Below are 23988 nucleotides of genomic sequence, written 5' to 3' on the forward strand. Positions count from 1 at the left end.
AGGAGGCGCCATGCACCTCCTGCGCGTCGATACGGTCTCCCTCGACGAGGGTGAGGCGGCAATCGATCTCGGCCAGGAGCCGGGCGACCTCGTGATCCTGTCCTTCACGGACAGCGACCTCGCCGGCCTCGCGCGCGCCCATGCCGCCGCGCCGGACCTGCCCTCCCTGCGGCTCGCGAAGCTCGCCAAGCTGCGGCATCCGCTCTCCGTCGATCTCTACGTGGAGAAGGTCATCGCCCGCGCCCGCGCGGTGGTGATCCGCTGCCTCGGCGGGCTCGATTACTGGCGCTACGGCGTCGAGCGCTGTGCCGAGGCCGCGCGGGCACATGGCGTGGTGCTCGCCGTGCTCCCCGGCGACGACCGGCCCGACCCGCGCCTCGCCGCCTTCAGCACCGACGCCGCCTTGGCCGAGGACCTGGACGGCTATTTCCGGGCCGGCGGCCCCGAGAACCTGCGCCGCCTGTTCCGCCGCCTCGCGACCCATCTCGACGGTGGCGGCCCGGTGGACCCGCCGCAGCCGCTGCCGAGGGGCTTCCCCTCCTGTACCGGCTGCGGGCCAGTGGCGATGGATGTGGCCCTGGCGGCGGGGCGGAGCGTGGTGCCGATGGCGGGCGAACCGCTCGCTCTCCTCCTCGTCTACCGCTCGGCCGTGCTCGGCGGGGATACGGCACCCTTCGACGCGCTGGCCCTGGCGCTGGGCGAGCGTGGGATCGGCGTCATGGTCCTCGCCGTGTCGAGCCTGAAGGACCCGGAGGCGGTCGCCGCCGTCGAGGCCGCGCTCGCCGCGCGACGGCCCGACATCGTCATCGCCGCCACCGCCTTCTCGGCGCGGGACGATGACGGCTTCATCCTCGACCGGGCGGGGTGCCCCGTATTGCAGGCCTTCACGGTCGGCTCGCCCCGCACGGCGTGGGAGGCCTCGTCGCGGGGGCTCGGCGCCTCCGACCTCGCCATGCAGATCGCCCTGCCGGAATTCGACGGGCGGCTCTCGGGCTTCCCCATCGCGTTCAAGGAGGAAGCCCCCGAGGCCGAAGGCTTCTCCGAGCGCCGGCTCGTGCCGCATGCGGAGGGCATCGCGGCCCTCGCGGAGCGGGCGCGCGGCTGGCTGCGCCTCGCCGCCCTCCCCGCCTCCGAACGGCGGGTGGCGGTGGTGATGTCCGACTATCCCGCACGAGGCGGACGGGCCGGCTTCGCCGTGGGGCTCGACACGCCGGAGAGCGCCCGCGCCCTCGTCGCCGACCTCGCGGAGGCGGGCTATCCCGCCGCGCCGCTGCCCGACGACCCGATGTCGGCGCTGACCGAGGGCGAAGCGACCTTTGCGGTCCCCCTCGCCGAGTATGCCGCGTGGCTCGCCGTGCTGCCGGAGGACGCCCGCACCGCCCTCTCCGACAGCTGGGGCTCCCCGGAGGCCGATCCGCTCTGCCGCGACGGGGCGTTCCGCTTCCGCCGCGTCGGGGAGACCTGCGCCCTGTTCCTCCAGCCCGACCGGGGCCGCGACGCCGACCGCAAGGCCGGCTACCACGACCCCGACCGGGTGCCGACGCACGGCTACCTCGCCTTCCATCTCGGCCTGCGCCGCCACTTCGACGCGCTGGTCCAACTCGGCACCCACGGCACTACCGAATGGCTGCCGGGCAAGGCGGTGGCGCTCTCGCCCCTGTGCTGGCCCTCCCTCTGCGTCGGCGCGCTGCCGGTGGTCTATCCCTTCGTCGTGGACGATCCCGGTGAGGCGGCTCCGGTGAAGCGGCGCCTCGGCGGCATCGCGCTCGGCCACCTGACCCCGACCGTCGCCCGCGCCGGCCTGCCGCCTGAGACGGCCCGCCTGCGCGAACTGGTGGAGGAATATTCAGCCGCCACGGTGCTCGACCCGCGCCGGGCCAAGCTGCTGGCCGCCGCCATCCTGGAGGAAGCCGCGGGGCATGGCCTTCTGGCCGGCGCCGGCATCCCGGAGGGCGCCCCGATGGAGGAGGCGCTGACCGTCCTCGACGCTCATCTCTGCGACCTCGGCGAAACCTCGTTCCGGGACGGGCTGCACATCTTCGGCCGCGCCCCGGACGACGCACCCGAGCCCGTCCGCGCCTGCGCGGCGGGCGAGCGCGCCGGCCTGCTCGCGGCCCTCGCCGGACGCTTCGTGCCCCCCGGACCGGCCGGCTCGCCCTCGCGCGGGCGGCTCGACGTGATGCCGACCGGGCGCAACCTCACCACCCTCGACCCGCGCGCCATCCCGAGTCGGGCGGCGACACTGCTCGGCGAGAAGGCCGCGCAGGCAGTGGTGACGCGCTATCTGCAGGACGAAGGCGCCTATCCGGCGCGGATCGTCATGGACCTTTGGGCCTCGCCGACCCTGCGCACCGGGGGCGAGGACGTGGCGCACGCCCTGGCGCTGATGGGCGTGCGGCCGGTCTGGGACCATGCCAGCACCCGCGTCACCGGCTTCGAGGTGCTGCCGCTCGCCGTGCTCGACCGCCCCCGGATCGACGTGACCATGCGCGTCTCCGGCGCCTTCCGCGACACCTTTCCCGACACGCTCGCCCTCCTCGACCGGGCCGTGCGCGCCGTCGCCGCCCGCGACGAGGACGAGGAAGACAACCCGCTCGCCGCCGCCGCCCGCCGGGGCGAGGCCGCGGCGCGGGTCTATGGCGCGGCGCCGGGCCGCTACGGCGCGGGGGCCGCCGCCCTCGCCCTCGACGGCGACTGGCAGGAGCGCGACGCCATCGGCCGGGCCTACCTCGCCGCCAGCGGCTACGCCTATGGCGACCGCGAGGGGCCGGATGCCGGCTTCGGCCGGCGGGTGGCGCAGGCGGATGCCTATGCCCACGCCTTCGACGTGGCCGAGCGCGACCTGTTCGACGGCGATGCCGCCGTCGATGCGATGGGCGGGTTCGCTGCCGCCGCAACGCTGAGCGGCGCCAAGCCGGCCCTCTACAGCCTCGACGTGTCCGAGCCGGAGCGCCCGAAGGCCCGCACCGCGCGGGAGGATTCCGCCCGTCTGATCCGTGGCCGCCTCGCCGATCCCCGCTGGATCGCGGCGCAGTTGCGCCACGGCTATCGCGGCGCCCAGGAACTGGCGCAGGGGCTCGACGCGGTGTTCGTCCTGGCCGCCGGCAGTGATGCTGTAACCGATGCCGGGTTCGAGGCGCTCTATTCCGCCTGGATCGCCGACCCGGACGTGTTCGAGCGCCTGCGCGCTGCCAACCCCGCCGCCACGCGGGCGATCCTCGACCGGTTCGACGAGGCCCGCGACCGGGGCCTCTGGACGAGCCGCCGCAACGCGCTCCCCGCCGACGCCCTCCTCGGCGAGCTGGCCGGATGAGCCGCGCCCTGCCCGATACCGCCCGCCGGGGCTGGTGCCCCGGTCTCAGCCGCCCGATGCCAACCGGTGACGGGCTCCTGGCGCGCATCCACCCACCGCTGGGTGTGCTGAGCTTGACCCAGGCCCGCGCCGTGGCCGAGGGCGCGCGCCGCTACGGCAACGGCCATCTCGATCTGACGGCGCGGGCCAATCTTCAGATCCGGGGCGTCACCGAGGCGACCACCGCGCCCCTCGCCGCCCTGCTCGATCACGTCGGCCTCGGGGATACCCGCCGGGATGGCGGCCCGCAGCGTTTGACTCTCACGAGCCCGCTCGCCGAGGGAGATATTTCGGCGCTGGCGAAGGCCATAGAGGATGTCGGGCGCGGCGTGCCGGGCTTACCGCCGAAGACGCTTGTTTCGGTCGGCATGGCGATGGACGAGGCAGACCTGTCCGTCCTGCCCCTGGTAGCGGGTCGGGTCGCCATCGTTGCGGGGACTTTCGTATGGCAATGCGGTTCGAGTGACACTCCTGCCTCCATCGGCACCCTGCTCGCCGCCTTCGTCGCGACAGGCCAACGGCGGATGAGGGATGTGAATCCCGACGCCCTCCGTCATTGCGAGCGGAGCGAAGCAATCCAGGGCAGCGGGCCGCCTCCGAACGTGGCGCCGCTGGATTGCTTCGCTCCGCTCGCAATGACGGTGGAGGTTCCGGCGCCCGGCCTGTCCACCCATGACGGCCAGCCCATCCTCGCCCTCGACGCGCCGTTCGGCCGCTGCACCGTCAACGCCTTCGAACGGCTGATCGCCGTCGCGGAGGATATCGGCGCGGCGGAAATTCGCCTGTCGCCCTCGCGCGGCATGGTGCTGCTTCCCTCCCGCCCCGAGAAGATCCGCCTCCCCGACCTCGCCGCCAACTTCATCGTCGCGGCGGACGATCCGCGTCGCGCGGTGGCTGCCTGCACCGGCGCACCGGCCTGCGCCTCGGGCTCGACGCCGACGCTCCTCGATGCCGCCCGCTTGGCGGAGACGTTCCGCCCCCTCGCGGCGCGGGGCCTCTCGGCGCATGTCTCGGGCTGCGCCAAGGGCTGCGCGAAACCCGGCCCGGCCGACCTGACCCTCGTCGGGCACGAGGGGGCCTACGCCATCATCGTCGGTGGAGCGCCCGGCGATTCACACCAACTGCAAGTCCCTATCGAGGCGGCTTTGGAGCGGTTAGGAAGGGCGGCAACTCTCGGGCTTGCCGCCGCCTTCGCGTCGGCTACCAACGACGGGGGGAGGAACCGGAGACCGGCATGAGCGCGAGCCCGACCGCCGTGCAGCACGACACGTCGCGTTACGAGTATGTCCGCGATGGCGGCGCGATCTACGCGAAATCCTTCGCGATCATCCGCGCCGAGGCCGACCTCGCCCGCTGGTCGGGGGCGGCCGAGCGCTGCGTCGTGCGCATGATCCACGCCTGCGGCATGACCGACTTGCCCGCCGACGTCGAGATGTCGGACGGCTTTGCCGAGGCCGGCGCACGGGCGCTCGCCAACGGCGCGCCGATCCTGTGCGACGTCCACATGGTGGCGGACGGCGTGACCCGCGCGCGCCTTCCCGCCGACAACAGGGTCGTCTGCACCCTGCGCGACCCGCGCGTGCCGGAGATGGCCCAGCGCCAGGGCACCACCCGCTCGGCGGCGGCGATGGAATTGTGGCGCGAGCACCTGCCCGGCAGCGTCGTCGCGGTCGGCAACGCGCCGACCTCCCTGTTCCGGCTGCTCGAATTGCTCGACGAGGGCGTCGCGCCGCCCGCCGCGGTGATCGGCATCCCGGTCGGATTCGTGGGCGCGGCGGAGTCCAAGGAGGCGCTGGCGCGAGACGGGCGGGTGCCCTTCGTCGTCGTCCACGGGCGCCGGGGCGGCAGCGCCATGGCGGCGGCGGCCGTCAACGCGCTCGCCAGCGAGGTCGAGTGATGGACGGGCTGAGGCCCTTCGAGGGCGAGACGGACGAGGTGACACGCACGGTCGCCACCGGCACGCTCTACGGCGTCGGCATGGGGCCGGGCGACCCGGACCTGCTCACCGTGAAGGCCCTGCGCATCCTGCAGCGGGCGCCAGTCCTCGTGCATTTCTGCAAGCAGGGGAAGCGCGGCAACGCGCGCGGCATCGCCGACGCGATCTTCAGCGATCCATCCCGCGAGATGGCGTTGGCCTACCCATACACGACCGAGCTTCACCCGGAGCACCCGGATTACGTGTCCGCCCTCGCGACCTTCTACGACGAGGCGTCGGACAAGCTCGCCGGCCATCTCGATGCGGGCCGCGACGTGGCGATCCTGTCGGAGGGTGATCCCTTCTTCTACGGCTCGTTCATGCACCTGTGGCGGCGCTTGAAGGACCGCTTCCCCGTGGATGTCATCCCCGGCGTCACCGGCATGTCCGGCTGCTGGACGCGGGCCGGCACGCCGATCACCTGGGGCGACGACGTGCTCACCGTGCTGCCCGCGACCCTGCCGCTGCCGGTGCTGACCGAGCGCCTGAAGGGCACCGACGCCGCCGTGGTGATGAAGCTCGGCCGGCACCTGCCAAAGGTCCGCGCGGCGCTGACCGAGGCGGGGCTCCTGTCCCGCGCGGTCTATGTCGAGCGCGGGACCATGGCGGGCGAGCGGGTGATCCCCCTCGAGGTGAAGGCAGACGACTCGGCGCCGTACTTTTCCATGGTCCTCGTGCCGGGCGAAGGCCGCCGGCCGTGAGCGGCAGCGTCATGGTGGTCGGGCTCGGCCCCGGCGACCCGTCGCTCCTGACGGAGTCCGCCCGCCGCGCCCTCGACGCGGCCACCGACCTGATCGGCTACTTTCCCTACGTCGCCCGCGTGCCGGAACGCGACGGCCTCGTGCGCCATGCCAGCGACAACCGCGTCGAGGTCGACCGCGCCCGCCATGCCCTGAGCCTCGCCGCCGCCGGCCGGCACGTGGCGGTGGTGTCGGGGGGCGATCCCGGCGTCTTCGCCATGGCCTCGGCGGTGTTCGAGGCGGTGGAGCACGGCGAGCCCAGCTGGCGCGACCTGGCGATCACCGTCGAGCCCGGCATCACCGCCATGCTCGCCGCCGCCGCGCGCCTCGGGGCGCCGCTTGGCGGGGATTTCTGCGCGATGTCGCTCTCCGACAACCTCAAGCCCTGGCCGGTCGTGACGGCGCGGCTCGAAGCGGTGCTGCGGGCCGATTTCGTGATTGCCCTCTACAACCCGATCTCGTCGGCCCGGCCCTGGCAGCTCGGCGCCGCGCTGGAGCTGGCCGCCGGCATCCGCCCACCGGAGACCCCGGTGATGTTCGCCCGCGCCATCAGCCGGCCGGACGAGGCGATCCGCGTGACCACGCTCGCCAAGGCGCCCTCCGCGCCCGCCGACATGGCGACGATGGTGATCCTCGGCGCTTCCGGCACGCGGCTGATTCCCCGCGAGGGCAAGGCGCCCTTCGTCTACACTCTGCGCAGCGTGCCGGGGGCGGCGTGATTGCGCAGCCAAGCGAGCGCCCCTGCCGCATCCGCCACGCTCGCCACCGCCGGCTTGGCGGGCCGGCGCACCATCACGACCGGCAGCCCGAGGCGGCGGGCCGCGACGATCTTGCCCTGGGTCGCCGCGCCGCCGGCATTCTTGCTGACCACCACCTCGATGCCGGCTTCGCGCATCAGCGCGGCTTCGGCCTCGGCGTCGAAGGGACCGCGCGCCGCGATGGTGGTGAGGCGCGGCACCGGCAGGGCATCGCCCACCGGCTCGATGCTGCGCACGACATACGCGTGGTGAGGCGCCCCGGCGAAGGCGGACACCTCCTGCCGGCCGATGGTGAGGAACACCACGCGCGGCACCGGCCCGAGGGCGCCGGCCGCAGCCGCCATGTCATCGACCTCGATCCAGGCATCGCCCGCCTCACGCTCCCAGGCCGGGCGGCGGATCGCGAGCAACGGCACCTGCGCGAGTTCGGCGGCGCGGGCCGCGTTAGCGGAGATCCGCGCGGCGAAGGGATGGGTGGCGTCGATCAGCGCCTGTACTCCCTCCTCGCGGAGAAAGCGGGCCAGCCCCTCGGCCCCGCCGAACCCGCCGACCCGCACGGGTATCGGGCTCGCCATCGGTGCGCTGGTGCGGCCGGCGAGCGACAGCACGGCCGCGACGGCCGGATCGTCGGCGAGCGCCCGCGCGAGGGCGGTCGCCTCCGTGGTGCCGCCGAGGATCAGGAGTCGCGTCGGGGATTCGGGCATGGCCGCCTTGTCCCCGTCCGGTGAGCCCGTGTCGAGCCGCTGGCTGACGATCGTCGGGATCGGTGAGGACGGCCGCGCTGGCCTCTCACCCGCCGCCGCCGCCGCCCTCGACTCGGCCGAGATCGTCTATGGCGGGCGCCGCCACCTCGACCTCGCCGCGCCGCTCACGGCCGAAACCCGGATCTGGCCGAGCCCGATCACCGATGCCTATCCCGGCATCCTCGCCCGGCGCGGACGGCCGACCTGCCTCCTCGCGACGGGCGACCCGTTCCATTACGGCATCGGCGGCGAGATCGCCCGGCTGGTGCCGGCGGACGAGATCGCCGCCTACCCGCAGCCCTCCGCCTTCAGCCTTGCCTGCGCCCGGCTCGGCTGGCCTCTCGCCGAAATCGGCCTCGTGACGCTGCACGGCCGGGCGTTGGAGCGGATCGTCCCGCATCTGCGGCCGGGGGCGCGGCTCCTCGTCCTCGCCTGGGACGGCGGCACCGCCTCGGCCCTGGCTGGGCTCCTGACCGCGCGCGGATTCGGCGCCAGCGCTATGACGGTGCTCGAAGCGATGGGCGGCCCGCGCGAGCGCATCCGCCGCGCCCGCGCCGACGCCTTCGCCCTCGGTGACATCGCCGCCCTCAACACGCTGGCCATCGAGGTCTCGGGCGAGGCCGATGGCCTGCCCCTGACGCCGGGCCTCGATGACGATTTATTCGAGAATGACGGCCAGCTCACCAAGGCCGAGATCCGTGCGCTGACCCTCTCGGCCCTGAGGCCGCAGCCGGGGCAGCACCTGTGGGATGTCGGCGGGGGGGCCGGCTCGGTCTCCATCGAATGGATGCTGCGCGGGCCATCCCTGCGGGCCACCGCCATCGAGGCGCGGCCCGAGCGGGCCGAGCGGATCCGCCGCAACGCCCTCTCCCTCGGCGTGCCGGACCTCGCCGTGGTGCTCGGGCGGGCGCCGGCCGCCCTCGACGGGCTGGCGTCGCCGGATGCGGTGTTCGTCGGCGGCGGCGTGTCGGAGCCGGGGCTGATCGACCTTGCGTCGGAGGCATTGAAGCCAGGCGGGCGGTTCGTCGCCAACGCCGTGACCCTCGAAGGCGAGGCCGCCCTGCTTGCAGCCTATGCCGCACGGGGCGGACGCCTGCGCCGGGTCTCGGTGGCCCGCGCCAGCGCTGTCGGCGGGCTCCAAGGCTGGCGGACGGCGATGCCGGTGACGCAATGGGCCTGGACGAAGCCGCGATGATCGTCGCCGGCATCGGCTTCCGCCGGGGCGCCGAGGCTTTCGAGATCACGGCGCTGATCCAACGCGCGCTGGCGGAGGCCGGCATCGCGCCCGGCCGGCTCGCCGCCATCGCCACCGCCCACGACCGGGCCGGCGATGCGGCGATCCGGGACGCTGCCAGCGCCTTCGGGCTCGTGCCGGAGGGCTTCACCCCCGAGGCGCTTCTCGCCTGCGACGCCCGCGTGCCGACCCGTTCGGCGCGGATCGAGGCCCTGCGCGGCGTCGGCTCCCTCTGCGAGGCGGCGGCCCTCGCCTGCGCCGGGCCGGACTCGCGCCTCGTGCTCGACAGGATCGCCAGCGGCAGCGTCACCTGCGCACTGGCCTTCCGGCCGGAAACCCGCCAGAGGGCTGAAGGATGACGGTCCATTTCATCGGCGCCGGGCCCGGCGCGGCCGACCTCATCACCGTGCGCGGGCGCGATCGCATCGCCGCCTGCTCGGTCTGCCTCCATGCGGGCTCCCTGGTCGCCCCGGAGATCCTGTCGTGGTGCCCGCCGGGCGCGCGGATCGTCGACACGGCGCCGCTCTCCCTCGACGCCATCATGGCCGAGATCGAGGCCGCCCACGCGGAGGGCCACGACGTGGCGCGCCTGCATTCGGGCGATCTCTCGATCTGGAGCGCCCTGGCGGAACAGTTGCGCCGGCTCGACCGGCTCGGCATCCCCTACACGATCACCCCCGGCGTCCCTGCCTTCGCGGCGGCGGCTTCGGTGCTCGGCCGGGAACTCACCGTGCCGGGCCTCGCCCAGTCCGTGGTGCTCACCCGCACCTCCGGCCGGGCCAGCGCTATGCCCGAGCGCGAGCGGCTGGCCGCCTTCGCCGCGACGGGGGCGACGCTGGCGATCCACCTCTCGATCCACGTCATTGACGCGGTCGCCGCCGAATTGACGCCCTTCTACGGGGCCGATTGCCCGGCGGCCGTGGTGTTCCGCGCGACGTGGCCCGACGAGTTGGTGGTCCGTGGAAAGCTCCGCACAATCCCACAACTTGTGCATGCAGCAAATCTTGAGCGGACCGCAATTATTTTTGTCGGGCCGGCTCTAGAGGCCGAGGACTTCCGCGAAAGCGCGCTTTACGCCGCCGATTACGACCGCCGGTTCCGGCCGAACGGGGCCGTGGGAGGCCGTTCGGCATGAGTGCGCCGGGCCTTCTGATCGCCGCGCCGCGCTCCGGCTCGGGCAAAACCACCGTCACGCTGGCCCTAATGCGGGCCCTGCGCCGCCGGGGCATGCGGGTCCGGGGCGCCAAATGCGGGCCCGACTACATCGATCCGGCCTTCCACCGGGCTGCCACGGGGGAGCCGAGCTTCAATCTCGACAGCTTCGCCATGGCCCCCGCCCTGCTCGATACCCTGGCCGGCGCCTCGGCGGCCGAGGCCGACATCGTCCTCGCGGAGGGCTCGATGGGCCTGTTCGACGGGGTTCGCGCCGCCGAGAACCGCTCCGGCGCCAACGCCGACATCGCCGCGCGCTACGGTTGGCCGGTGGTTCTGGTGATCGACGTCTCGGGCGCGGCCCAGTCCGCCGCCGCCGTGGCCCTGGGCTGCACGCTCTACGATCCGCGCCTGACCATCGCCGGGGTGATCCTGAACAAGGTCGCGAGCCCGCGCCATCGCCGTCTCGTGGAGGCGGGCATGGAGAGGGCGGGCCTGAAAGTCTTCGGCGCCCTGTCGCGGGAGGCCGGGCTGGTCCTGCCGGAGCGGCATCTCGGGCTCGTCCAGGCGGGGGAGACCGCCGACCTCGCCGCGCGGCTGGAGCATCTGGCCGGGTTGGCCGAGGCCGGGATCGATCTTGATGCCCTCGTAGCCGCCGCGAGCGGCACGGCGCCGACAGGTGGCGGCCGCCCCCTCGTACCGCCGCCGGGGCAGCGGATCGCCATCGCGCAGGACGAGGCGTTCAGCTTCGTCTACCCGCACATGGAGGCGGGCTGGCGGGAGGCCGGCGCGGTTCTGGTGCCGTTCTCGCCGCTGGCGGACGAAGCCCCGCCCGAGGATTGCGATTGCTGTTGGCTGCCAGGGGGTTACCCGGAACTCCATGCCGGCCGCATCGCCGCCGCGTCACGCTTCGTGGACGGGATGCGCGCCTTCGCGCGGACGCGCCCCGTCCATGGCGAATGCGGGGGCTACATGGTGCTGGGGGAGAGCCTGGAAGACGCGGACGGGGCAGTCCATCCGATGCTGGACCTTCTCCCCGTCGCCACGTCCTATCGTCGGCGGAAGCTGCATCTCGGCTACCGCGTGGCGCGGCTTGCCGGAGACTGCGCCCTGGGCCGGTCGGGGACCGACCTCGTCGGGCACGAGTTCCATTATGCCAGCGTCACGTCGGACCCGCCGGACGAGCGCATCGCCCTCGCCCGCATCAACGACGCCGAGGGCGTCGACCTGGGCTTCACGGGTCATCGCCTCGGGCCTGTCAGTGGAAGCTTCTTCCACCTGATCGCGGCCGGAGACTGACCCAGCCGCCGCCCCAAAGGGCGGCCGGACCTTACTGCGGGGCGGCGGCCTCGGCACCGGTGGCGCGCAGATGGGCCAAGCGGGCGGCGCTGCGGACGAGCGCCAGAACGTCACGGCGCATCTGGTCGTCCACGATCTGCGTGTAGGCGCGCAGCAATTCCACCGAACCCGGGGCGTTGAGGAAGCTGAACACGTCCTCCTGCGGTCCGTCCGACGAGGTGTTGTCGTCGAAGAAGGCCGAGACCGGCACTTCGAGAAGCCGGGCGATCTCACGCAGGCGCCCGGCGCCGACGCGGTTCTGGCCCTTCTCGTACTTCTGCACCTGCTGGAAGGTCACGCCGACGGCGGTGCCGAGGGCGGTCTGGCTTAGGCCGCGGGCCTTCCGCAGGGCGGTGATCCTCAGGCCGACGAGCCGGTCGACATCCGTGGTCTGCTTCGGCATCAGCGGCGGCATCGCGTCCTTCCCCAAGGGGCGACTGCCTTTCAAAGGCAGATCCGTCAATTTATTCTCACTTCTGTCCACTTTCCCCACCCCGTCGTTGGTGCGTCACCGGAAAGCATCCCCTTATGCTCCGGAGCGGTGCATCGTGTCACCGACGCAATCACTAGGACCCCAAATCTTCCAATTCTGCAAGTCGCACAATGCACGCTGTGGTTTCACGAACAGAGATGACCGTTTCCGCACCAATCCGTAAATTGAAGTCACCGGTTGTGCTATTTTATACATCGCAACTTCAGAGCACTCGTTTACGGAACGACGCACGCCGTCGCCAAGTTTTGTCCTAGCTCCCAGCCTGAACGAAGGAAATCATCTTATGTTTCTCGCTATGAACCGCTTCAAAGTCGTCAAAGATGCCGTCGACGAATTCGAGGCCGTCTGGCGCAATCGCGACAGTCATCTAGGAGAGATGGAAGGATTTGTTAACTTCCATCTGCTTAGGGGCCCCGAATTGCCCGATTATATTTTGTATGCATCTCACACGGTGTGGCGGTCTCGTGCCGATTTCGAGGCCTGGACCCGTTCCGAGCAGTTCAGAAAGGTACATAGTCGCGCACCTTCGACGCGACCTTTGTATCTTGATCATCCGAACTTCGAGGGATTCGAGTCGGTTCAAGAGCTTTAATCTATAGTCTCACCTGCATTGGACGCAGGGCACCGGACTTCGCGGGGCCGGCAATCTCGCCGGCCCACCCCCCTCAACGATTCAGGAGAATCGAACCCAGCGGTGAAATAAGTATTCCGCGGAGTTGCCGTACGGTTACGGTGCGGTTATTCCCCGCACATGCTTTCAAGCATCGACCAGAGTGAAGTCCTATCGCGCGAGAGTTCATCGCGCGCGGGAGCCTGAACCCGGGAAGGGCGGTGAACGTCCTCGAACCGGGCCGGAACAGGGCGTGTCACGGCGGCAGGCTCGGCGCTTGCTCACACCCCCGGTGGGAGCCGTGACCGAGACCACGTTCGTTTCAAAACGGCACAGAGACCGACCGGTACGGGACAGGCAGACCGATGCTTCAAGAGCGGGTCCCACAATCGTACGAGCCCATCACGCTGGGCACGGCGACACGACGCCGTCGCGTCTGGGCGGCGCTCCTGCCGCAGCGCGGCCGTGGCGTCATGCGGGTGATGCTCTCCGTCGCGGCCGCCATGGCGGATCTCGCAGCCATCGCGGGCGTGACGCTGGCGAGTGAACTGTCCTACCGGATCGCCTTCTCCAACGACGATGCGTGGCCGACCGAGACCCGGGGCCTGCAACTCACGGCGCTCCTCAGTCTCGTGATCGTGACCACGAACGCCCTGCGCGGCGAATACGCCCTCGACCGTCTCGTCGAGGGGCGCGCCGGTCTTCGTCGCGTGGTCTCTTTGTGGTTTGTCGCCTGGGCGGTGGTGCTGGTCATCGGCTTCCTCACCAAGACGACCACCGACTATTCGCGTCTCGTCTCCATCGTCGTGTTCTTCGTCGGACTGCCGACGCTCTTCGCGAGCCGGCTGGCGATGAGCCACCTTATCGGCCGCAGCCTCAATCCAGCCTCGCCCACGGTGAGCCGCGTCCACCTCGTCGGCTACGAGGAGGACATCCATGCCTTCTACGCCAGCAACCACACCGACGGGCCGGGCCTGCGCGTGGTCGGCACCAGCTACCTGCGCCGCACCGATCCGCAGGCCGACACCGCCACGCGCTACGAGCAGCTTCAGGAAGACCTCGACCTCGCCGTCTCGGTGGTGCGCTTCCTGCGGCCGGACGACGTGTTCGTCCTCGTGCCCTGGGCCGACGCCGCCGAGGTGGAGCGCTGCATCGATGCGTTCCTGCGCGTGCCCGCCGCCCTGCATCTGCGCCCCGGCACCGTGCTCGACCGCTTTCCCGACATGCAGGTCGCCCGCGTTGGCAAGGTCTCCGGCATCAATATCGGCCGCCGCCCGCTCAATCTCGGCGAGATCGTGTTGAAGCGCTGCTTCGACGTGGTCGTCGCCTCGCTCGCCCTATTCGCTCTCTTCCCGCTGCTGGCCGTGATCGCGGCGGCGATCAAGCTCGACAGCCCCGGCCCGGTCTTCTTCCGCCAGCGCCGCTACGGCTTCAATCAGCAGCCCTTCGACGTGTTCAAGTTCCGCTCGATGAAGGCGGAGCGCAACGCGGCCTTCGTCCAGGCCACTCGCAACGACAGCCGCATCACCCGGATCGGCGCCCTGCTGCGGCGGACGAACCTCGACGAGCTGCCCCAGCTCCTGAACGTCATCCTGGGCGACATGTCCCTCGTCGGCCCCCGCCCGCACGCGCTCGCCCACGACCGCAGCTTCGAGCGGCGCATCGCCCTCTATGCCCGCCGCCACAACGTCAAGCCGGGCATCACCGGGTGGGCGCAGGTCAACGGCTTCCGGGGCGAGACGCAGACCGACCAGGACATGGCGGGCCGCGTGGAGCACGACCTGTTCTACATCGACCACTGGTCGATCTGGCTCGACATCCAGATCATGATCCTCACGGTGCTGTCGCGCCGCGCCTACCGGAACGCGTTCTGAGGACAGGCGGCCCGGCTTGCGTTCACGCGGCGAGCCGGCCATATAGCCGGCGGGGGGTTGGCGGGGGACGTTTCACTCGCCAACCGGGTCAGATCCGGAAGGAAGCAGCCCTAACGAGACCGAGCGGGTCTCTGTCCAGCCTCCCACCCCTGATCCAGGGCGCGAAGCTCCTCACCGACACGTCATGGACGCACCGACCGGCACGCCTGACGACGAGCCGGGGCTTCCCGGGCTCAAAGCCCCGACTTCGCAGTCGGCGCCCTACCGCGTCCTGGCGCGCAAGTACCGCCCCACCCATTTCGGCGACCTGATCGGCCAGGAGGCCATGGTCCGCACGTTGGGCAACGCCTTCGCGGCCCAGCGTATTCCCCAGGCCTGGATGCTGACCGGCGTGCGCGGCGTGGGCAAGACCACGACCGCCCGCATCCTGGCCCGCGGCCTGAACTACGCCCGCGCGGGCGTGCCGGACACCGGCCCGACCGTGGACATGCCGGAACTCGGCGTTCACTGCCAAGCGATCATGGAATCCCGGCACATGGACGTGCTGGAGATGGACGCCGCCTCCCATACCGGCATCGACGACGTCCGCGCCATCATCGACGGCATCCGCTACGGGCCGGTCTCGGCCCGCTACAAGGTCTACATCGTGGACGAGGTCCACATGCTCTCGGAGAAGGCGTTCAACGCCTTCCTGAAGACCCTGGAGGAACCGCCGCCCCACGCGAAGTTCGTGTTCGCCACCACCGAGATCCGCAAGGTCCCGGTGACGATCCTCTCGCGCTGCCAGCGCTTCGACCTGCGCCGGGTCGAGGCGCCGGTGCTGCGCACCCACCTTGCCCGCATCTGCGAGGCCGAGAAGGTCGGCGTCGAGGACGAGGCCCTCGCGGCCATCGTCCGCGCGGCGGAGGGCTCGGTGCGCGATTCGCTCTCGCTCCTCGATCAGGCCATCGCCCACGGGGCCGGCACGGTTTCGGCGCAGGGCGTGCGCGACATGCTCGGCCTCGCCGACCGCGCGCGGATCGTGGACCTGTTCGAGGCGGTGATGCGCGGCGCCGTGCCGGCCGCCTTCGCCGAACTGCGCGCGCAATACGATTCCGGCGCCGACCCGGCGGTGGTGATGGCGGACCTCGCGGCCTTCACCCACCTCGTCACCCGCCTCAAGATCGTCCCCGACGCCGCCGCCGACCCGACCCTCAGCGAGACCGAGCGCCTGCGCGGAGCGGAGTTCGCCGGCAAGCTTTCCATGCGGGCGCTGTCGCGGGCGTGGCAGATCCTGCTCAAGGCGATCCCGGAGGTGCAATCCGCACCCCGGCCGCTCGCCGCCGCCGAGATGGCCCTCGTCCGCCTCGCCTACGCCGCCGACCTGCCGACCCCGGACGAGGCCCTGCGCCGGCTGCGCGACGAGGCTGCCGCCGGGGGCGAGGGCGAGCCGCGCCAGGCCCTTCCGCCGGCATCGCCGGCGCCGGTCGCCGTCGTGTCGACGCCGCGCCCGGTGCCTGAACGGATCGTGCCGCCGCCAGCCCAGGCGGTGAACGCCCCGCCCGTGGCCGCGCCCATAGCTGCTCGCCGCCCGGCACCGACGCCAGCGCCCGCTGCGGAGGCCGGTCCGAGGCTCGCGCGGTTCGAGGATGTGGTCGCCCTGGCCGACGCCCGGCGGGACATCCTGATGAAGGCCGCCCTGGAACGCGACGTGCACCTCGTGCGCTTCGAGGAAGGCCGGATCGAGCTGCGCCTCGCGGCCGGCGGTCGGCCGAGCCTCGCCAACGATCTTTCCGCGTCGCTGACGGCCTGGACGGGCCGCCGCTGGGTCGTGAGCCTGTCGCAGGAAGACGGCGCGCCAACGCTGGCCGAGAACAGCCGCATGGCGAGCGAGACGCGGCGGGAGAACGCCGCCGCCGACCCATTCGTGAGGGAAGCGCTGACGCGGTTCCCGGGGGCCGAGATCGTCGACGTGCGGGAGACGGCCACAGACGCCCGCGCCACAGCCGAGGAGGAAATCCTCGGCGATGTCGATGCGGCCCGCGTCGAGGAAACGGAGAGCGACGACCTTTAGGGGCGTCGGCTCGATCATGACGATTGCGAGAGTAAGGAATCCGGCATGCGCGACCTGATGGGCATCATGAAGCAGGCTCAGGCCATGCAGGAGAAGATGGCTGGGATGCAGGCCGAACTCGACACCGTCGAGGTCGAGGGCGCCTCCGGCGGCGGCTCCGTCCGCGTGACGATGACGGCCAAGGGCCAGTTGCGCCGGGTGAGCATCGACCCCGCCCTGATGGTGGCCGACGAGCGCGAGATCCTGGAAGACCTGATCGTCGCCGCCTCGAACGATGCGCGCGGCAAGGCCGAGCATGTCATGCAGGAGCGCATGGCCGATCTCACCAAGGGCCTGCCCCTGCCCCCCGGCATGAAGCTGCCCTTCTAGGCGTCCTATGCCATCCGACGCCCTCGTCTTCTCCTGCCCGGAGACGGTGGCGCAGGCTGAGCCCGCCTTCGCGGGCGACACGGCGCTCTATGCCGCGATGCGCGGGCGGGTCAGCGCGCGCACCCGCGCGGTGGCGACGCTGTTCCCGCCCTATTCCTATCGCCGCCCCGCCCCGAAGAGGCTCGCCGGCCCCGATCCGGCCGGGGTCGCGGAGGTGGCACGCTGGTACGGCGAATTGGACGAGACCTACCGGGCCTTCCCGGCGACGATCCTGTGCGAGACCACGGACATCCGCCTCGGCGGCAACGTCCTGCATTACCGCGAGGGCGGCGCCCTCCGGGTGCTCTTCGAGACGCACCGCCTCAGCGATCTCAAGATGATCGAGGCGATCGGCCTCGACCACGACAGGGTCGACGAGCAGTTCGGCCCCGACGGCGTGTATTTCTATCTCGGCTCGGTCGGCTCGTTCAATTACGGCCACTGGCTCGTGGACGACCTGCCCCGGCTCGAAGGCTTCTTCGTGCTGCGTCGGCGGCATCCGGGCCGGATCATCACGATCCTGCTGCCAGGCTACGATCCGCAGATCGATGAGGTGCGGCGGCGGATGATCGCCCTCACCCTCGGGCGCGACGACCAGTGGCGGGCCGTCTTCTACGACCGGACGCGCGTCTACAGCTTTCCGCGCCTGTATTTCGCCACCCCGTGCAGCCAGGAGCCCTACGGCAAGTCGCCGGAGGCCGTCGCCGCCGTGCGGTCTCGGCTCCTGCGGCGCACGCGCGTGGCCCGCGCCGAGGCGGCTTTCCGCCGGATCGGGGCGGGGAACGATGGCAGGCGCCTGTTCGTGGATCGCTCCGGGGCCAGGGGACGTACCCTCGTCAACCGGGCGGAGGTCGTCGCAGCGATGGAGCGGCGCGGCTTCGAGGTGATCGACCCGGAAAAACATAGCCCGCGCCAGCAGATCGTCCGCTTCGCAAGGGCGCGGGTGGTGGTGGGGCTCGCGGGCGCGGCGATGACCAACACGATCTTCAGCCCGCCGGGCGCGAAGATCCTGACCATCGCCCCCGACAGCCGCTGGAGCGACCCGTTCTTCTGGGATCTCGCCGCCGTCTGCGGCCAGCCCTACGCGGCTTTGTTCGGCCAGTGGAGCGAGCGGGAGGAAGTCGTCGCCCGGCGCGACTTCTCGGTGGCGGTGCCGGACCTCGAAGCCGCGCTGGACGCGCTGTAGGGCGGCGGCGCCCCGTGGGGCGCCGCCTGTGGGATTAGGCCGCGATGGCCTGGGCGCTCGGGCCGGCGGCGCGGACATCCGCGTCGACGTGGTTCTCGAAGCGCTTGAAGTTGTCCTCGAACATCTTCACGAGGCGGGCCGCCGTCTCGACGAAGGCGCTCTTGTTGCCCCAGGTCTTCACCGGCTGCAGGATATGCGGCTCGACGCCCGGCACGAAGACCGGCACCGCGAAGCCGAAATACGGGTCGCGGCGGAACTCGGCGTTCGAGAGCGAACCGTCGAGGGCAGCGGCCAGCAGGCGGCGGGTGACGCGGATCGGCATGCGGCGGCCGGTGCCGACGCCGCCTCCGGTCCAGCCGGTGTTGACGAGCCAGCAATCGACGCTGTGCTTGGCGATCAGGTCGCGCAGCAGGTTGCCGTAGGTGCTCGGATGGCGGGGCATGAACGGCGCGCCGAAGCAGGTCGAGAACGTCGCCTCGGGGCCGGTCAGGCCGCGCTCGGTGCCGGCCACCTTGGCGGTGTAGCCCGAGAGGAAGTGGTACATCGCCTCGGCGCCGGTCAGCTTGGCGATCGGCGGCATCACGCCGAACGCGTCGCAGGTCAGCATCACGATATTCTTCGGATGCCCGGCTCGGCCGGTGCTGCTGGCGTTGGCGATGAAGTCGAGCGGGTAGGCACAGCGGGTGTTCTCGGTGCGCGAGGCGTCGTCGAAGTCCGGCACGCGGGTCAGCGGGTCGATGACGACGTTCTCCATCACCGTGCCGAAGCGCTCGGTGGTGGCGTAGATCTCGGGCTCGGCGTTCCGCGAGAGGCGGATCGTCTTGGCATAGCAGCCGCCCTCGAAGTTGAAGATGCCCTCGTTCGACCAGCCATGCTCGTCGTCACCGAGCAATTGGCGGGACGAATCGTTCGACAGGGTGGTCTTGCCGGTGCCAGACAGGCCGAAGAAGATCGCCGAACCGCCCTCCGCGTCGAGGGCCGCGTTCGCCGAGCAATGCATCGGCATCACGCCCTGCTTGGGCAGCGTGTAGTTCAGGTAGGTGAAGACCGACTTCTTCATCTCGCCGGCGTAGGCCGAGCCGCCGATCAGCACGAGCTTCTTGGCGAAGTCGATGGCGATGACCGTCTTGGAGCGGCAGCCGTGCCGGGCCGGGTCGGCCTGGAAGCTCGGCAGGTCGATGATCGTCAGGTCGGGGGTGTAGCCGGCGATCTCGGAATGGTCCGGCCGGATCAGCAGGTTGCGGATGAACAGCGAGTGCCACGCGAACTCGGTGAACACCCGGGCCTTCACCCGGTGGGCCGGATCGGCGCCGCCGTAGAGGTCCTGGGCGAACAGTTCCTTGCCCTCGGCGTGCTTCAGGAAATCCTGGCGCAGGGTCTCGAACTGCTCCGGCGTAATGGCGCCGTTGTTGTCCCACCAGATCTCGTTCTCGGTGGAGGCGTCCCGCACCACGAACTTGTCCTTGGGCGAGCGGCCGGTATGCGAGCCGGTGGTGGCGACGAAGGCGCCGCCGCGGGCGAGCTGGCCCTCCTTGCGGGTCAGCGCCTCCTCGTAGAGCCGGGGGGCCTCGAAGTTCCAGTGAACCGCCTTCAGTTCCCGGAAGCCGGCAGCCTCAGCGCCGTGGGCCGCGTTGAAATCACCGATGTTGTTCAAATGCGAATCTCCCGGGCACCTGCGCACGGCGCACCCTGACAAGCGGACGGCAAGGCCGTCACACGGCTCTTCCGTTGCGTAGACGGCGAAGCGTTGCCGTCAATATGACCTTCGTAGGGGCCTCGCAACGTCGCCTGAGCCCAATTATATCAATGCGGCCCAAACGTCATGGCGATCAGCATAGCAACTCGCCAGTAACCTGAACGTAGGGAGCCCCTTCAACACCATTACAAAATCCACGAAGTCTATCGCGACATGCTGGATATTGCCGAATCCGCTTCTTGGCGCCGCACCCGCTTCCCCTGGGGCCGGGAGCGTTCTAGACGGAATGCCGATCCGCCGGAGACCCACGAGACCCGATGCCTCAAGCCGTCGCCGGCCCGGAGATCGAACGCCTGATCCAGTTGTTGGGCCGGATGCCGGGGTTGGGCCCGCGCTCCGCCCGCCGGGCCGCGCTCCAACTCATCAAGAAGCGGGACACGCTCCTCGCGCCGCTGGCCGAGGCCATGCGGGTCGCCTCCGAGCGGATCGTCGTCTGCTCGAACTGCGGCAACGTCGATACGAGCGACCCCTGCACCGTCTGCCGCGACCCCGGCCGCGACCCGACGACCCTCGTGGTGGTGGAGGACGTGTCGGACCTCTGGGCGCTGGAACGCTCCGGGGCGGTGAAGGCGCGCTACCACGTGCTCGGCGGGGTGCTCTCCGCCCTCGACGGGGTGCGGCCGGAGCACCTGAACATCGCGCGCCTCGTGGAGCGGGCGGCCGACCCGGCGGTGACGGAGGTGATCCTGGCGCTGAACGCCACCGTCGATGGGCAGACGACCGCCCATTACATCACGGAGGCGATCCGGCATCTCGACCGCCGGATCACCCGCCTCGCGCACGGCGTGCCGGTGGGCGGCGAACTCGACTATCTCGACGAGGGCACCCTCTCGGCCGCCATCCGCAGCCGGACCCTGTTCTAGACCCGGCGGTATTTGACCACCTTCGGGTGCCGCCATATTGCCACAACTGATTAGGGCGCCCTCCTCCGGCGCCGCGCCGGTAGACGCCATGACCATACGCCCCCTCGTCATCCTGCCCGATCCGCGCCTGAAGCTCGTCTCCGAGCCGGTCGGTGCGATCACCGACGAGATCCGCACCCTCGTCGCCGACATGCTGGAGACCATGTACGACGCGCCGGGCGTTGGGCTGGCCGCGATCCAGATCGGCGTGGCCAAGCGTGTCGTCACCATCGACACCTCGAAGGAAGAGGGCGTGCGCGAGCCGCGCGTCTTCTTCGATCCCGAGATCGTCTGGGCGTCCGAGGAGAAGCGCGTCTACGACGAGGGCTGCCTCTCGATCCCGGAATATTATTCCGAGGTGGAGCGCCCGGACCGCGTGCGGGTGAAGTTCCGCGACCTCGACGGCAAGGAGCAGGAGATCCCGGCCGATGGCCTGCTCGCCACCTGCATCCAGCACGAGATCGACCACCTCAACGGCGTGCTGTTCATCGACCACCTGTCGAAGCTGAAGCGCGACCGGGTGATGAAGAAGTTCACGAAGGCCGCCAAGCGCGACGCGGCCTGATCCCGCCATGCGCGTCGTCTTCATGGGCACCCCGGATTTCGCGGTGCCGACCCTGGCGCGGCTCGCGGCGGACGGGCACGCCATCGCCGCCGTCTACACCCGCGCCCCGGCGCGGGCCGGGCGCGGCATGGCCTTGCGCCCCTCCCCCGTCCACGCCCTGGCCGACAACCTCGGCGCCCCCGTCCTGACGCCCTCGACGCTGCGCACACCGGAGGCCGCCGAGACCTTCGCCGACCATGGCGCCGACGTGGCGGTGGTGGTGGCCTACGGGATGCTGCTGCCGCAGGCGATCCTCGATCTGCCCCGCCATGGCTGCCTGAACCTGCACGGCTCGCTGCTGCCGCGCTGGCGGGGCGCCGCGCCGATCCAGCGGGCGGTGATGGCAGGCGATGCCGAGAGCGGCATCGGGGTGATGCGGATGGAAGCCGGGCTCGACACCGGCCCCGTCGCCCTGGAGGCGCGGGTTCCGATCACGGTGGAGATGACGGCGGGCGAGTTGCACGATGCGCTGATGCCGGTCGGCGCCGGGCTGATGTCCGATGCGCTGAAGGCCCTCGACGGGTCCGGCCTCACCTTCACGCCACAACCCGAGGAGGGCGTGGTCTACGCCCACAAGATCACCAACGAGGAGGCGCGGATCGACTGGTCGCGCGACGCCGCGACGGTGGCCGCGCACATCAACGGCCTGTCGCCCTTCCCCGGCGCCTTCCTGGAGGCCGATCTCGGCAAGGGGCCGGAGCGGGTGAAGGTGCTGCGCGCCCTCCCCGCGCAGGGCAAGGGCGAGCCCGGCACGCTCCTCGACGGCGAGGCGACCATCGCCTGCGGCACGGGCGCGGTGCGGCTTCTCGAAACGCGCCGGGCCGGCAAGGGCGGCAGCGCCACCGGCGGCGAGTTCGTGCGCGGCGCGCGTCTGGCACCGGGCGCGCGCCTCGGCTGATGCCCCGCTACAAGCTGATCATCGAATACGACGGCGGCCCGTTCTGCGGCTGGCAGCGGCAGAGCGACGACCCGACCGTGCAGGGTGCCATCGAGGCGGCGGTGACGCGGTTCTCGGGTGAGACAGCCCGCCTCACCTGCGCGGGCCGCACCGACGCGGGCGTGCACGCGACGCATCAGGTCGCCCATCTCGACCTCGCCAAGGAGTGGCGGACAGACACGGTGCGCGACGCGATCAACGCGCATCTGCGCCCGCGTCCGGTGGCGGTGATCGCGGCCGAGATCGTGCCGGAGACCTTCGATGCGCGGCATTCGGCGATCCGCCGGCATTACCGCTACCGCATCCTCAACCGGCGCAGCCCGGCGGCGCTGACCCGCGCCCATGTCTGGCACGTCCCCTGGCCGCTCGATGCGGAGCTGATGCACTTGGCCGCCCAGAGGCTCACCGGCCTGCACGACTTCACAGCCTTCCGCGCCGCCGAGTGCCAGGCGAACAGCCCCGTGCGCACCCTCGAAAAGCTCGACGTGAGCCGGCAATGGATCGGCCAGCACGGGGAGATCGTGATCGAGACCTGCGCCCGCTCCTTCCTGCACCATCAGGTGCGGGCGATGGTCGGCACGTTGATGCTGGCGGGCTGCCGCCGGCTCTCGGCCGACGACGTGGCCGACATCCTCGCCACCGGCGACAAGACCCGCTGCGGGCCCCTGGCGCCGGCCTGCGGGCTCACCTTCGTGGGGGTCGATTACGAGGCTGGGAAGTAGGCGTCGAGCACCCGGCCGTAGATCGCGGTCAGCCGCTCGATGTCGGCGACCGCGACACACTCGTCCACCTGATGCATCGTCTCGCCGACGAGGCCGAACTCGATCACCGGGCAGACATCCTTGATGAAGCGCGCATCCGAGGTGCCGCCCGTGGTGGAGAGCACCGGGGTCAGCCCGGTCTCGGCGCGGATCGCTTCCGAGACGAGATCAACGAAGGCGTTCGGCCGGGTCAGGAACGCCGGCGAGTTCGAGGGCTGAAGGTCGAGGAGGTAGCGCACCGAATTGCCGGCGGCCTTGTCGAGGCGGCGGCGGATCTCGGCGCCGAGGCTGTCGGCCGTCCAGTCGTCGTTGAAGCGGATGTTGAACACCGCCCGCGCGGTCGCCGGAATGACGTTGGTCGCCGTATTGCCGACGTCGATCGTCGTGAATTCGAGGTTCGAGGCGTCGAAATGCGCGCTGCCGCCGTCGAGCGGTTCGGCGATCAGCGCCGTGGTCAGGCGCAGCAGGCCGGGGATCGGGTTCTCGGCCTTGTGCGGATAGGCGACATGGCCCTGCCGGCCGAGCACCGTGAGCTTGCCCGTGAGCGAGCCCCGCCGGCCGATCTTGATCATCTCGCCGAGGGTGCCGGGATTGGTCGGCTCGCCCAGCACGCAATGGTCGAAGCGCTCGCCCCGCCTCCGCGCCCAATCGAGGAGCTTCACCGTGCCGTTCACGGCGGGCCCCTCCTCGTCCCCCGTGATGAGGAAGGCGATGGAGCCGGGAAAGGCGCCGCCCCGCTTCTCCACGAAGGCGAGGGCCGCCGCCATCATGCAGGCGACGCCGCCCTTCATGTCGGCCGCGCCGCGCCCGTAGAGCATCCCGCCCTCGATCACCGCGCCGAACGGGTCGTGCCGCCATGCTTGCCTGTCGCCCGTGGGCACCACGTCGGTGTGGCCCGCGAAGGCGAGGCACGGCCCCTCGCGGCCGATCCGCGCGAACAGGTTCGGCGTGTCGGGATGGCCCGCTTCCGCGAAGACCGGCCGCTCCACCGTGAAACCGGCCTCCGCCAGCGCCCCCGCCACGACGCCGAGCGCCCCCGCATCCTCCGGGGTGACGGAGGGGCAGCGGATGAGGGCCTGGGCGAGGTCGAGGGCGGAGGCGGACACGGGGGT

General features: G+C 71.1%; 22 protein-coding genes and 1 other RNA gene. 19 read left to right on the top strand and 4 right to left on the bottom strand.

What is annotated here, in order from left to right; translation table 11 throughout:
- Positions 1-10 precede the first annotated feature (10 nt).
- The 5 genes from cobN to cobJ are packed head-to-tail and all read left to right on the top strand — an operon-like array spanning position 11 to position 6786.
- Positions 11-3313, top strand: coding sequence for a cobaltochelatase subunit CobN (gene cobN / locus AAHF99_RS10475; RefSeq protein WP_342164204.1), 3303 nt, complete (start codon positions 11-13; stop codon positions 3311-3313).
- Positions 3310-4590: a precorrin-3B synthase gene (locus AAHF99_RS10480; RefSeq protein ID WP_342164205.1), complete on the top strand. Its 1281-nt coding sequence runs from the start codon at positions 3310-3312 to the stop codon at positions 4588-4590. The genes cobN and AAHF99_RS10480 overlap by 4 nt, the downstream gene beginning before the upstream one ends.
- Positions 4587-5249, top strand: coding sequence for a precorrin-8X methylmutase (locus AAHF99_RS10485; protein WP_243954894.1), 663 nt, complete (start codon positions 4587-4589; stop codon positions 5247-5249). The genes AAHF99_RS10480 and AAHF99_RS10485 overlap by 4 nt, the downstream gene beginning before the upstream one ends.
- Positions 5249-6028: a precorrin-2 C(20)-methyltransferase gene (locus AAHF99_RS10490; RefSeq protein ID WP_342164206.1), complete on the top strand. Its 780-nt coding sequence runs from the start codon at positions 5249-5251 to the stop codon at positions 6026-6028. The genes AAHF99_RS10485 and AAHF99_RS10490 overlap by 1 nt, the downstream gene beginning before the upstream one ends.
- Positions 6025-6786 carry a precorrin-3B C(17)-methyltransferase gene (gene cobJ, locus AAHF99_RS10495; protein WP_342164207.1) on the top strand — a complete coding sequence of 254 codons (762 nt, stop codon included), beginning with the start codon at positions 6025-6027 and terminating at the stop codon, positions 6784-6786. The genes AAHF99_RS10490 and cobJ overlap by 4 nt, the downstream gene beginning before the upstream one ends.
- Here cobJ and AAHF99_RS10500 read toward each other — a convergent pair.
- Positions 6753-7529 (bottom strand): cobalt-precorrin-6A reductase, encoded by a 777-nt coding sequence (locus AAHF99_RS10500; protein WP_342164208.1) that lies wholly within the window; start codon positions 7527-7529, stop codon positions 6753-6755. The genes cobJ and AAHF99_RS10500 overlap by 34 nt on opposite strands.
- Between AAHF99_RS10500 and cbiE the strand changes: the two genes are divergently transcribed.
- From cbiE to AAHF99_RS10520, 4 genes are read left to right on the top strand one after another with little or no spacing between them, the layout of a single operon-like run.
- Positions 7528-8763: a precorrin-6y C5,15-methyltransferase (decarboxylating) subunit CbiE gene (gene cbiE, locus AAHF99_RS10505; protein ID WP_342164210.1), complete on the top strand. Its 1236-nt coding sequence runs from the start codon at positions 7528-7530 to the stop codon at positions 8761-8763. The two genes, AAHF99_RS10500 and cbiE, sit on opposite strands and share 2 nt — an antisense overlap.
- Positions 8739-9161, top strand: a complete 423-nt coding sequence (locus AAHF99_RS10510; protein WP_342164211.1) for a cobalamin biosynthesis protein — start codon at positions 8739-8741, stop codon at positions 9159-9161. The genes cbiE and AAHF99_RS10510 overlap by 25 nt, the downstream gene beginning before the upstream one ends.
- Complete coding sequence (gene cobM, locus AAHF99_RS10515) at positions 9158-9937, top strand: precorrin-4 C(11)-methyltransferase (protein ID WP_342164212.1); 780 nt, start codon at positions 9158-9160, stop codon at positions 9935-9937. The genes AAHF99_RS10510 and cobM overlap by 4 nt, the downstream gene beginning before the upstream one ends.
- Entirely contained in the window at positions 9934-11253 is a 1320-nt protein-coding gene (locus tag AAHF99_RS10520; protein ID WP_342164213.1) for a cobyrinate a,c-diamide synthase, read from the top strand. Before cobM ends, AAHF99_RS10520 begins: the two co-directional genes overlap by 4 nt.
- Positions 11254-11284: 31 nt before the next feature.
- Here the strand turns inward: AAHF99_RS10520 and AAHF99_RS10525 are convergent, their stop codons facing one another.
- The gene (locus tag AAHF99_RS10525; protein WP_342164338.1) at positions 11285-11698 is read right to left on the bottom strand and encodes a helix-turn-helix domain-containing protein; all 414 of its coding nucleotides are present in this window, start codon (positions 11696-11698) and stop codon (positions 11285-11287) included.
- 370 nt (positions 11699-12068) lie between these two features.
- Between AAHF99_RS10525 and AAHF99_RS10530 the strand changes: the two genes are divergently transcribed.
- From AAHF99_RS10530 to AAHF99_RS10555, 6 genes are all read left to right on the top strand, one after another.
- Entirely contained in the window at positions 12069-12377 is a 309-nt protein-coding gene (locus tag AAHF99_RS10530) for an antibiotic biosynthesis monooxygenase family protein (protein WP_342164214.1), read from the top strand.
- A gap of 383 nt (positions 12378-12760) precedes the next feature.
- Entirely contained in the window at positions 12761-14269 is a 1509-nt protein-coding gene (locus AAHF99_RS10535) for an undecaprenyl-phosphate glucose phosphotransferase (protein WP_342164215.1), read from the top strand.
- A gap of 50 nt (positions 14270-14319) precedes the next feature.
- Positions 14320-14418: signal recognition particle sRNA small type (ffs, locus tag AAHF99_RS10540), an RNA gene on the top strand.
- 35 nt (positions 14419-14453) lie between these two features.
- Complete coding sequence (locus tag AAHF99_RS10545) at positions 14454-16322, top strand: DNA polymerase III subunit gamma/tau (RefSeq protein ID WP_342164216.1); 1869 nt, start codon at positions 14454-14456, stop codon at positions 16320-16322.
- A 45-nt stretch (positions 16323-16367) separates the two neighbouring features.
- Positions 16368-16691, top strand: coding sequence for a YbaB/EbfC family nucleoid-associated protein (locus AAHF99_RS10550; protein WP_243954872.1), 324 nt, complete (start codon positions 16368-16370; stop codon positions 16689-16691).
- 7 nt (positions 16692-16698) lie between these two features.
- The gene (locus tag AAHF99_RS10555) at positions 16699-17916 is read left to right on the top strand and encodes a glycosyltransferase family 61 protein (RefSeq protein ID WP_342164218.1); all 1218 of its coding nucleotides are present in this window, start codon (positions 16699-16701) and stop codon (positions 17914-17916) included.
- Between the two features lie 34 nt (positions 17917-17950).
- On the opposite strand, the gene AAHF99_RS10560 is transcribed toward AAHF99_RS10555, so the two are convergent.
- Entirely contained in the window at positions 17951-19570 is a 1620-nt protein-coding gene (locus tag AAHF99_RS10560; RefSeq protein WP_243954868.1) for a phosphoenolpyruvate carboxykinase, read from the bottom strand.
- Between the two features lie 359 nt (positions 19571-19929).
- On the opposite strand from AAHF99_RS10560, the gene recR reads away from it, so the two are divergent.
- The 4 genes from recR (at position 19930) to truA (ending at position 22837) form a co-directional block, all read left to right on the top strand.
- A complete protein-coding gene (gene recR, locus AAHF99_RS10565) occupies positions 19930-20535 on the top strand; it encodes a recombination mediator RecR (RefSeq protein ID WP_342164219.1) in 606 nt (201 codons plus the stop codon).
- Positions 20536-20623: 88 nt separating this feature from the next.
- Positions 20624-21139, top strand: a complete 516-nt coding sequence (locus AAHF99_RS10570) for a peptide deformylase (protein WP_342164220.1) — start codon at positions 20624-20626, stop codon at positions 21137-21139.
- A 7-nt stretch (positions 21140-21146) separates the two neighbouring features.
- Positions 21147-22076: a methionyl-tRNA formyltransferase gene (gene fmt, locus AAHF99_RS10575; protein WP_342164221.1), complete on the top strand. Its 930-nt coding sequence runs from the start codon at positions 21147-21149 to the stop codon at positions 22074-22076.
- Positions 22076-22837 (top strand): tRNA pseudouridine(38-40) synthase TruA, encoded by a 762-nt coding sequence (gene truA / locus AAHF99_RS10580; RefSeq protein ID WP_342164223.1) that lies wholly within the window; start codon positions 22076-22078, stop codon positions 22835-22837. Before fmt ends, truA begins: the two co-directional genes overlap by 1 nt.
- On the opposite strand, the gene dapE is transcribed toward truA, so the two are convergent.
- Positions 22819-23982, bottom strand: a complete 1164-nt coding sequence (dapE, locus tag AAHF99_RS10585) for a succinyl-diaminopimelate desuccinylase (RefSeq protein ID WP_342164224.1) — start codon at positions 23980-23982, stop codon at positions 22819-22821. The genes truA and dapE overlap by 19 nt on opposite strands.
- Positions 23983-23988: the final 6 nt, after the last annotated feature.

Source organism: Methylobacterium litchii (genome assembly GCF_038442315.1).
GTDB lineage: Bacteria > Pseudomonadota > Alphaproteobacteria > Rhizobiales > Beijerinckiaceae > Methylobacterium > Methylobacterium litchii.

Excerpts from the sequence above, each read along its gene's own strand:
- AAHF99_RS10510 (WP_342164211.1), top strand. The coding sequence starts at position 8,739 with ATGGGCCTGGACGAAGCCGCGATGATCGTCGCCGGCATCGGCTTCCGC.
- cbiE (WP_342164210.1), top strand. The coding sequence starts at position 7,528 with ATGGCCGCCTTGTCCCCGTCCGGTGAGCCCGTGTCGAGCCGCTGGCTG.
- AAHF99_RS10545 (WP_342164216.1), top strand. The coding sequence starts at position 14,454 with ATGGACGCACCGACCGGCACGCCTGACGACGAGCCGGGGCTTCCCGGG.
- AAHF99_RS10480 (WP_342164205.1), top strand. The coding sequence starts at position 3,310 with ATGAGCCGCGCCCTGCCCGATACCGCCCGCCGGGGCTGGTGCCCCGGT.
- cobN (WP_342164204.1), top strand. The coding sequence starts at position 11 with ATGCACCTCCTGCGCGTCGATACGGTCTCCCTCGACGAGGGTGAGGCG.
- AAHF99_RS10530 (WP_342164214.1), top strand. The coding sequence starts at position 12,069 with ATGTTTCTCGCTATGAACCGCTTCAAAGTCGTCAAAGATGCCGTCGAC.
- cobM (WP_342164212.1), top strand. The coding sequence starts at position 9,158 with ATGACGGTCCATTTCATCGGCGCCGGGCCCGGCGCGGCCGACCTCATC.
- AAHF99_RS10555 (WP_342164218.1), top strand. The coding sequence starts at position 16,699 with ATGCCATCCGACGCCCTCGTCTTCTCCTGCCCGGAGACGGTGGCGCAG.
- AAHF99_RS10550 (WP_243954872.1), top strand. The coding sequence starts at position 16,368 with ATGCGCGACCTGATGGGCATCATGAAGCAGGCTCAGGCCATGCAGGAG.
- AAHF99_RS10535 (WP_342164215.1), top strand. The coding sequence starts at position 12,761 with ATGCTTCAAGAGCGGGTCCCACAATCGTACGAGCCCATCACGCTGGGC.
- fmt (WP_342164221.1), top strand. The coding sequence starts at position 21,147 with ATGCGCGTCGTCTTCATGGGCACCCCGGATTTCGCGGTGCCGACCCTG.
- AAHF99_RS10570 (WP_342164220.1), top strand. The coding sequence starts at position 20,624 with ATGACCATACGCCCCCTCGTCATCCTGCCCGATCCGCGCCTGAAGCTC.
- AAHF99_RS10500 (WP_342164208.1), bottom strand. The coding sequence starts at position 7,529 with ATGCCCGAATCCCCGACGCGACTCCTGATCCTCGGCGGCACCACGGAG.
- AAHF99_RS10490 (WP_342164206.1), top strand. The coding sequence starts at position 5,249 with ATGGACGGGCTGAGGCCCTTCGAGGGCGAGACGGACGAGGTGACACGC.
- AAHF99_RS10520 (WP_342164213.1), top strand. The coding sequence starts at position 9,934 with ATGAGTGCGCCGGGCCTTCTGATCGCCGCGCCGCGCTCCGGCTCGGGC.
- recR (WP_342164219.1), top strand. The coding sequence starts at position 19,930 with ATGCCTCAAGCCGTCGCCGGCCCGGAGATCGAACGCCTGATCCAGTTG.
- truA (WP_342164223.1), top strand. The coding sequence starts at position 22,076 with ATGCCCCGCTACAAGCTGATCATCGAATACGACGGCGGCCCGTTCTGC.
- AAHF99_RS10485 (WP_243954894.1), top strand. The coding sequence starts at position 4,587 with ATGAGCGCGAGCCCGACCGCCGTGCAGCACGACACGTCGCGTTACGAG.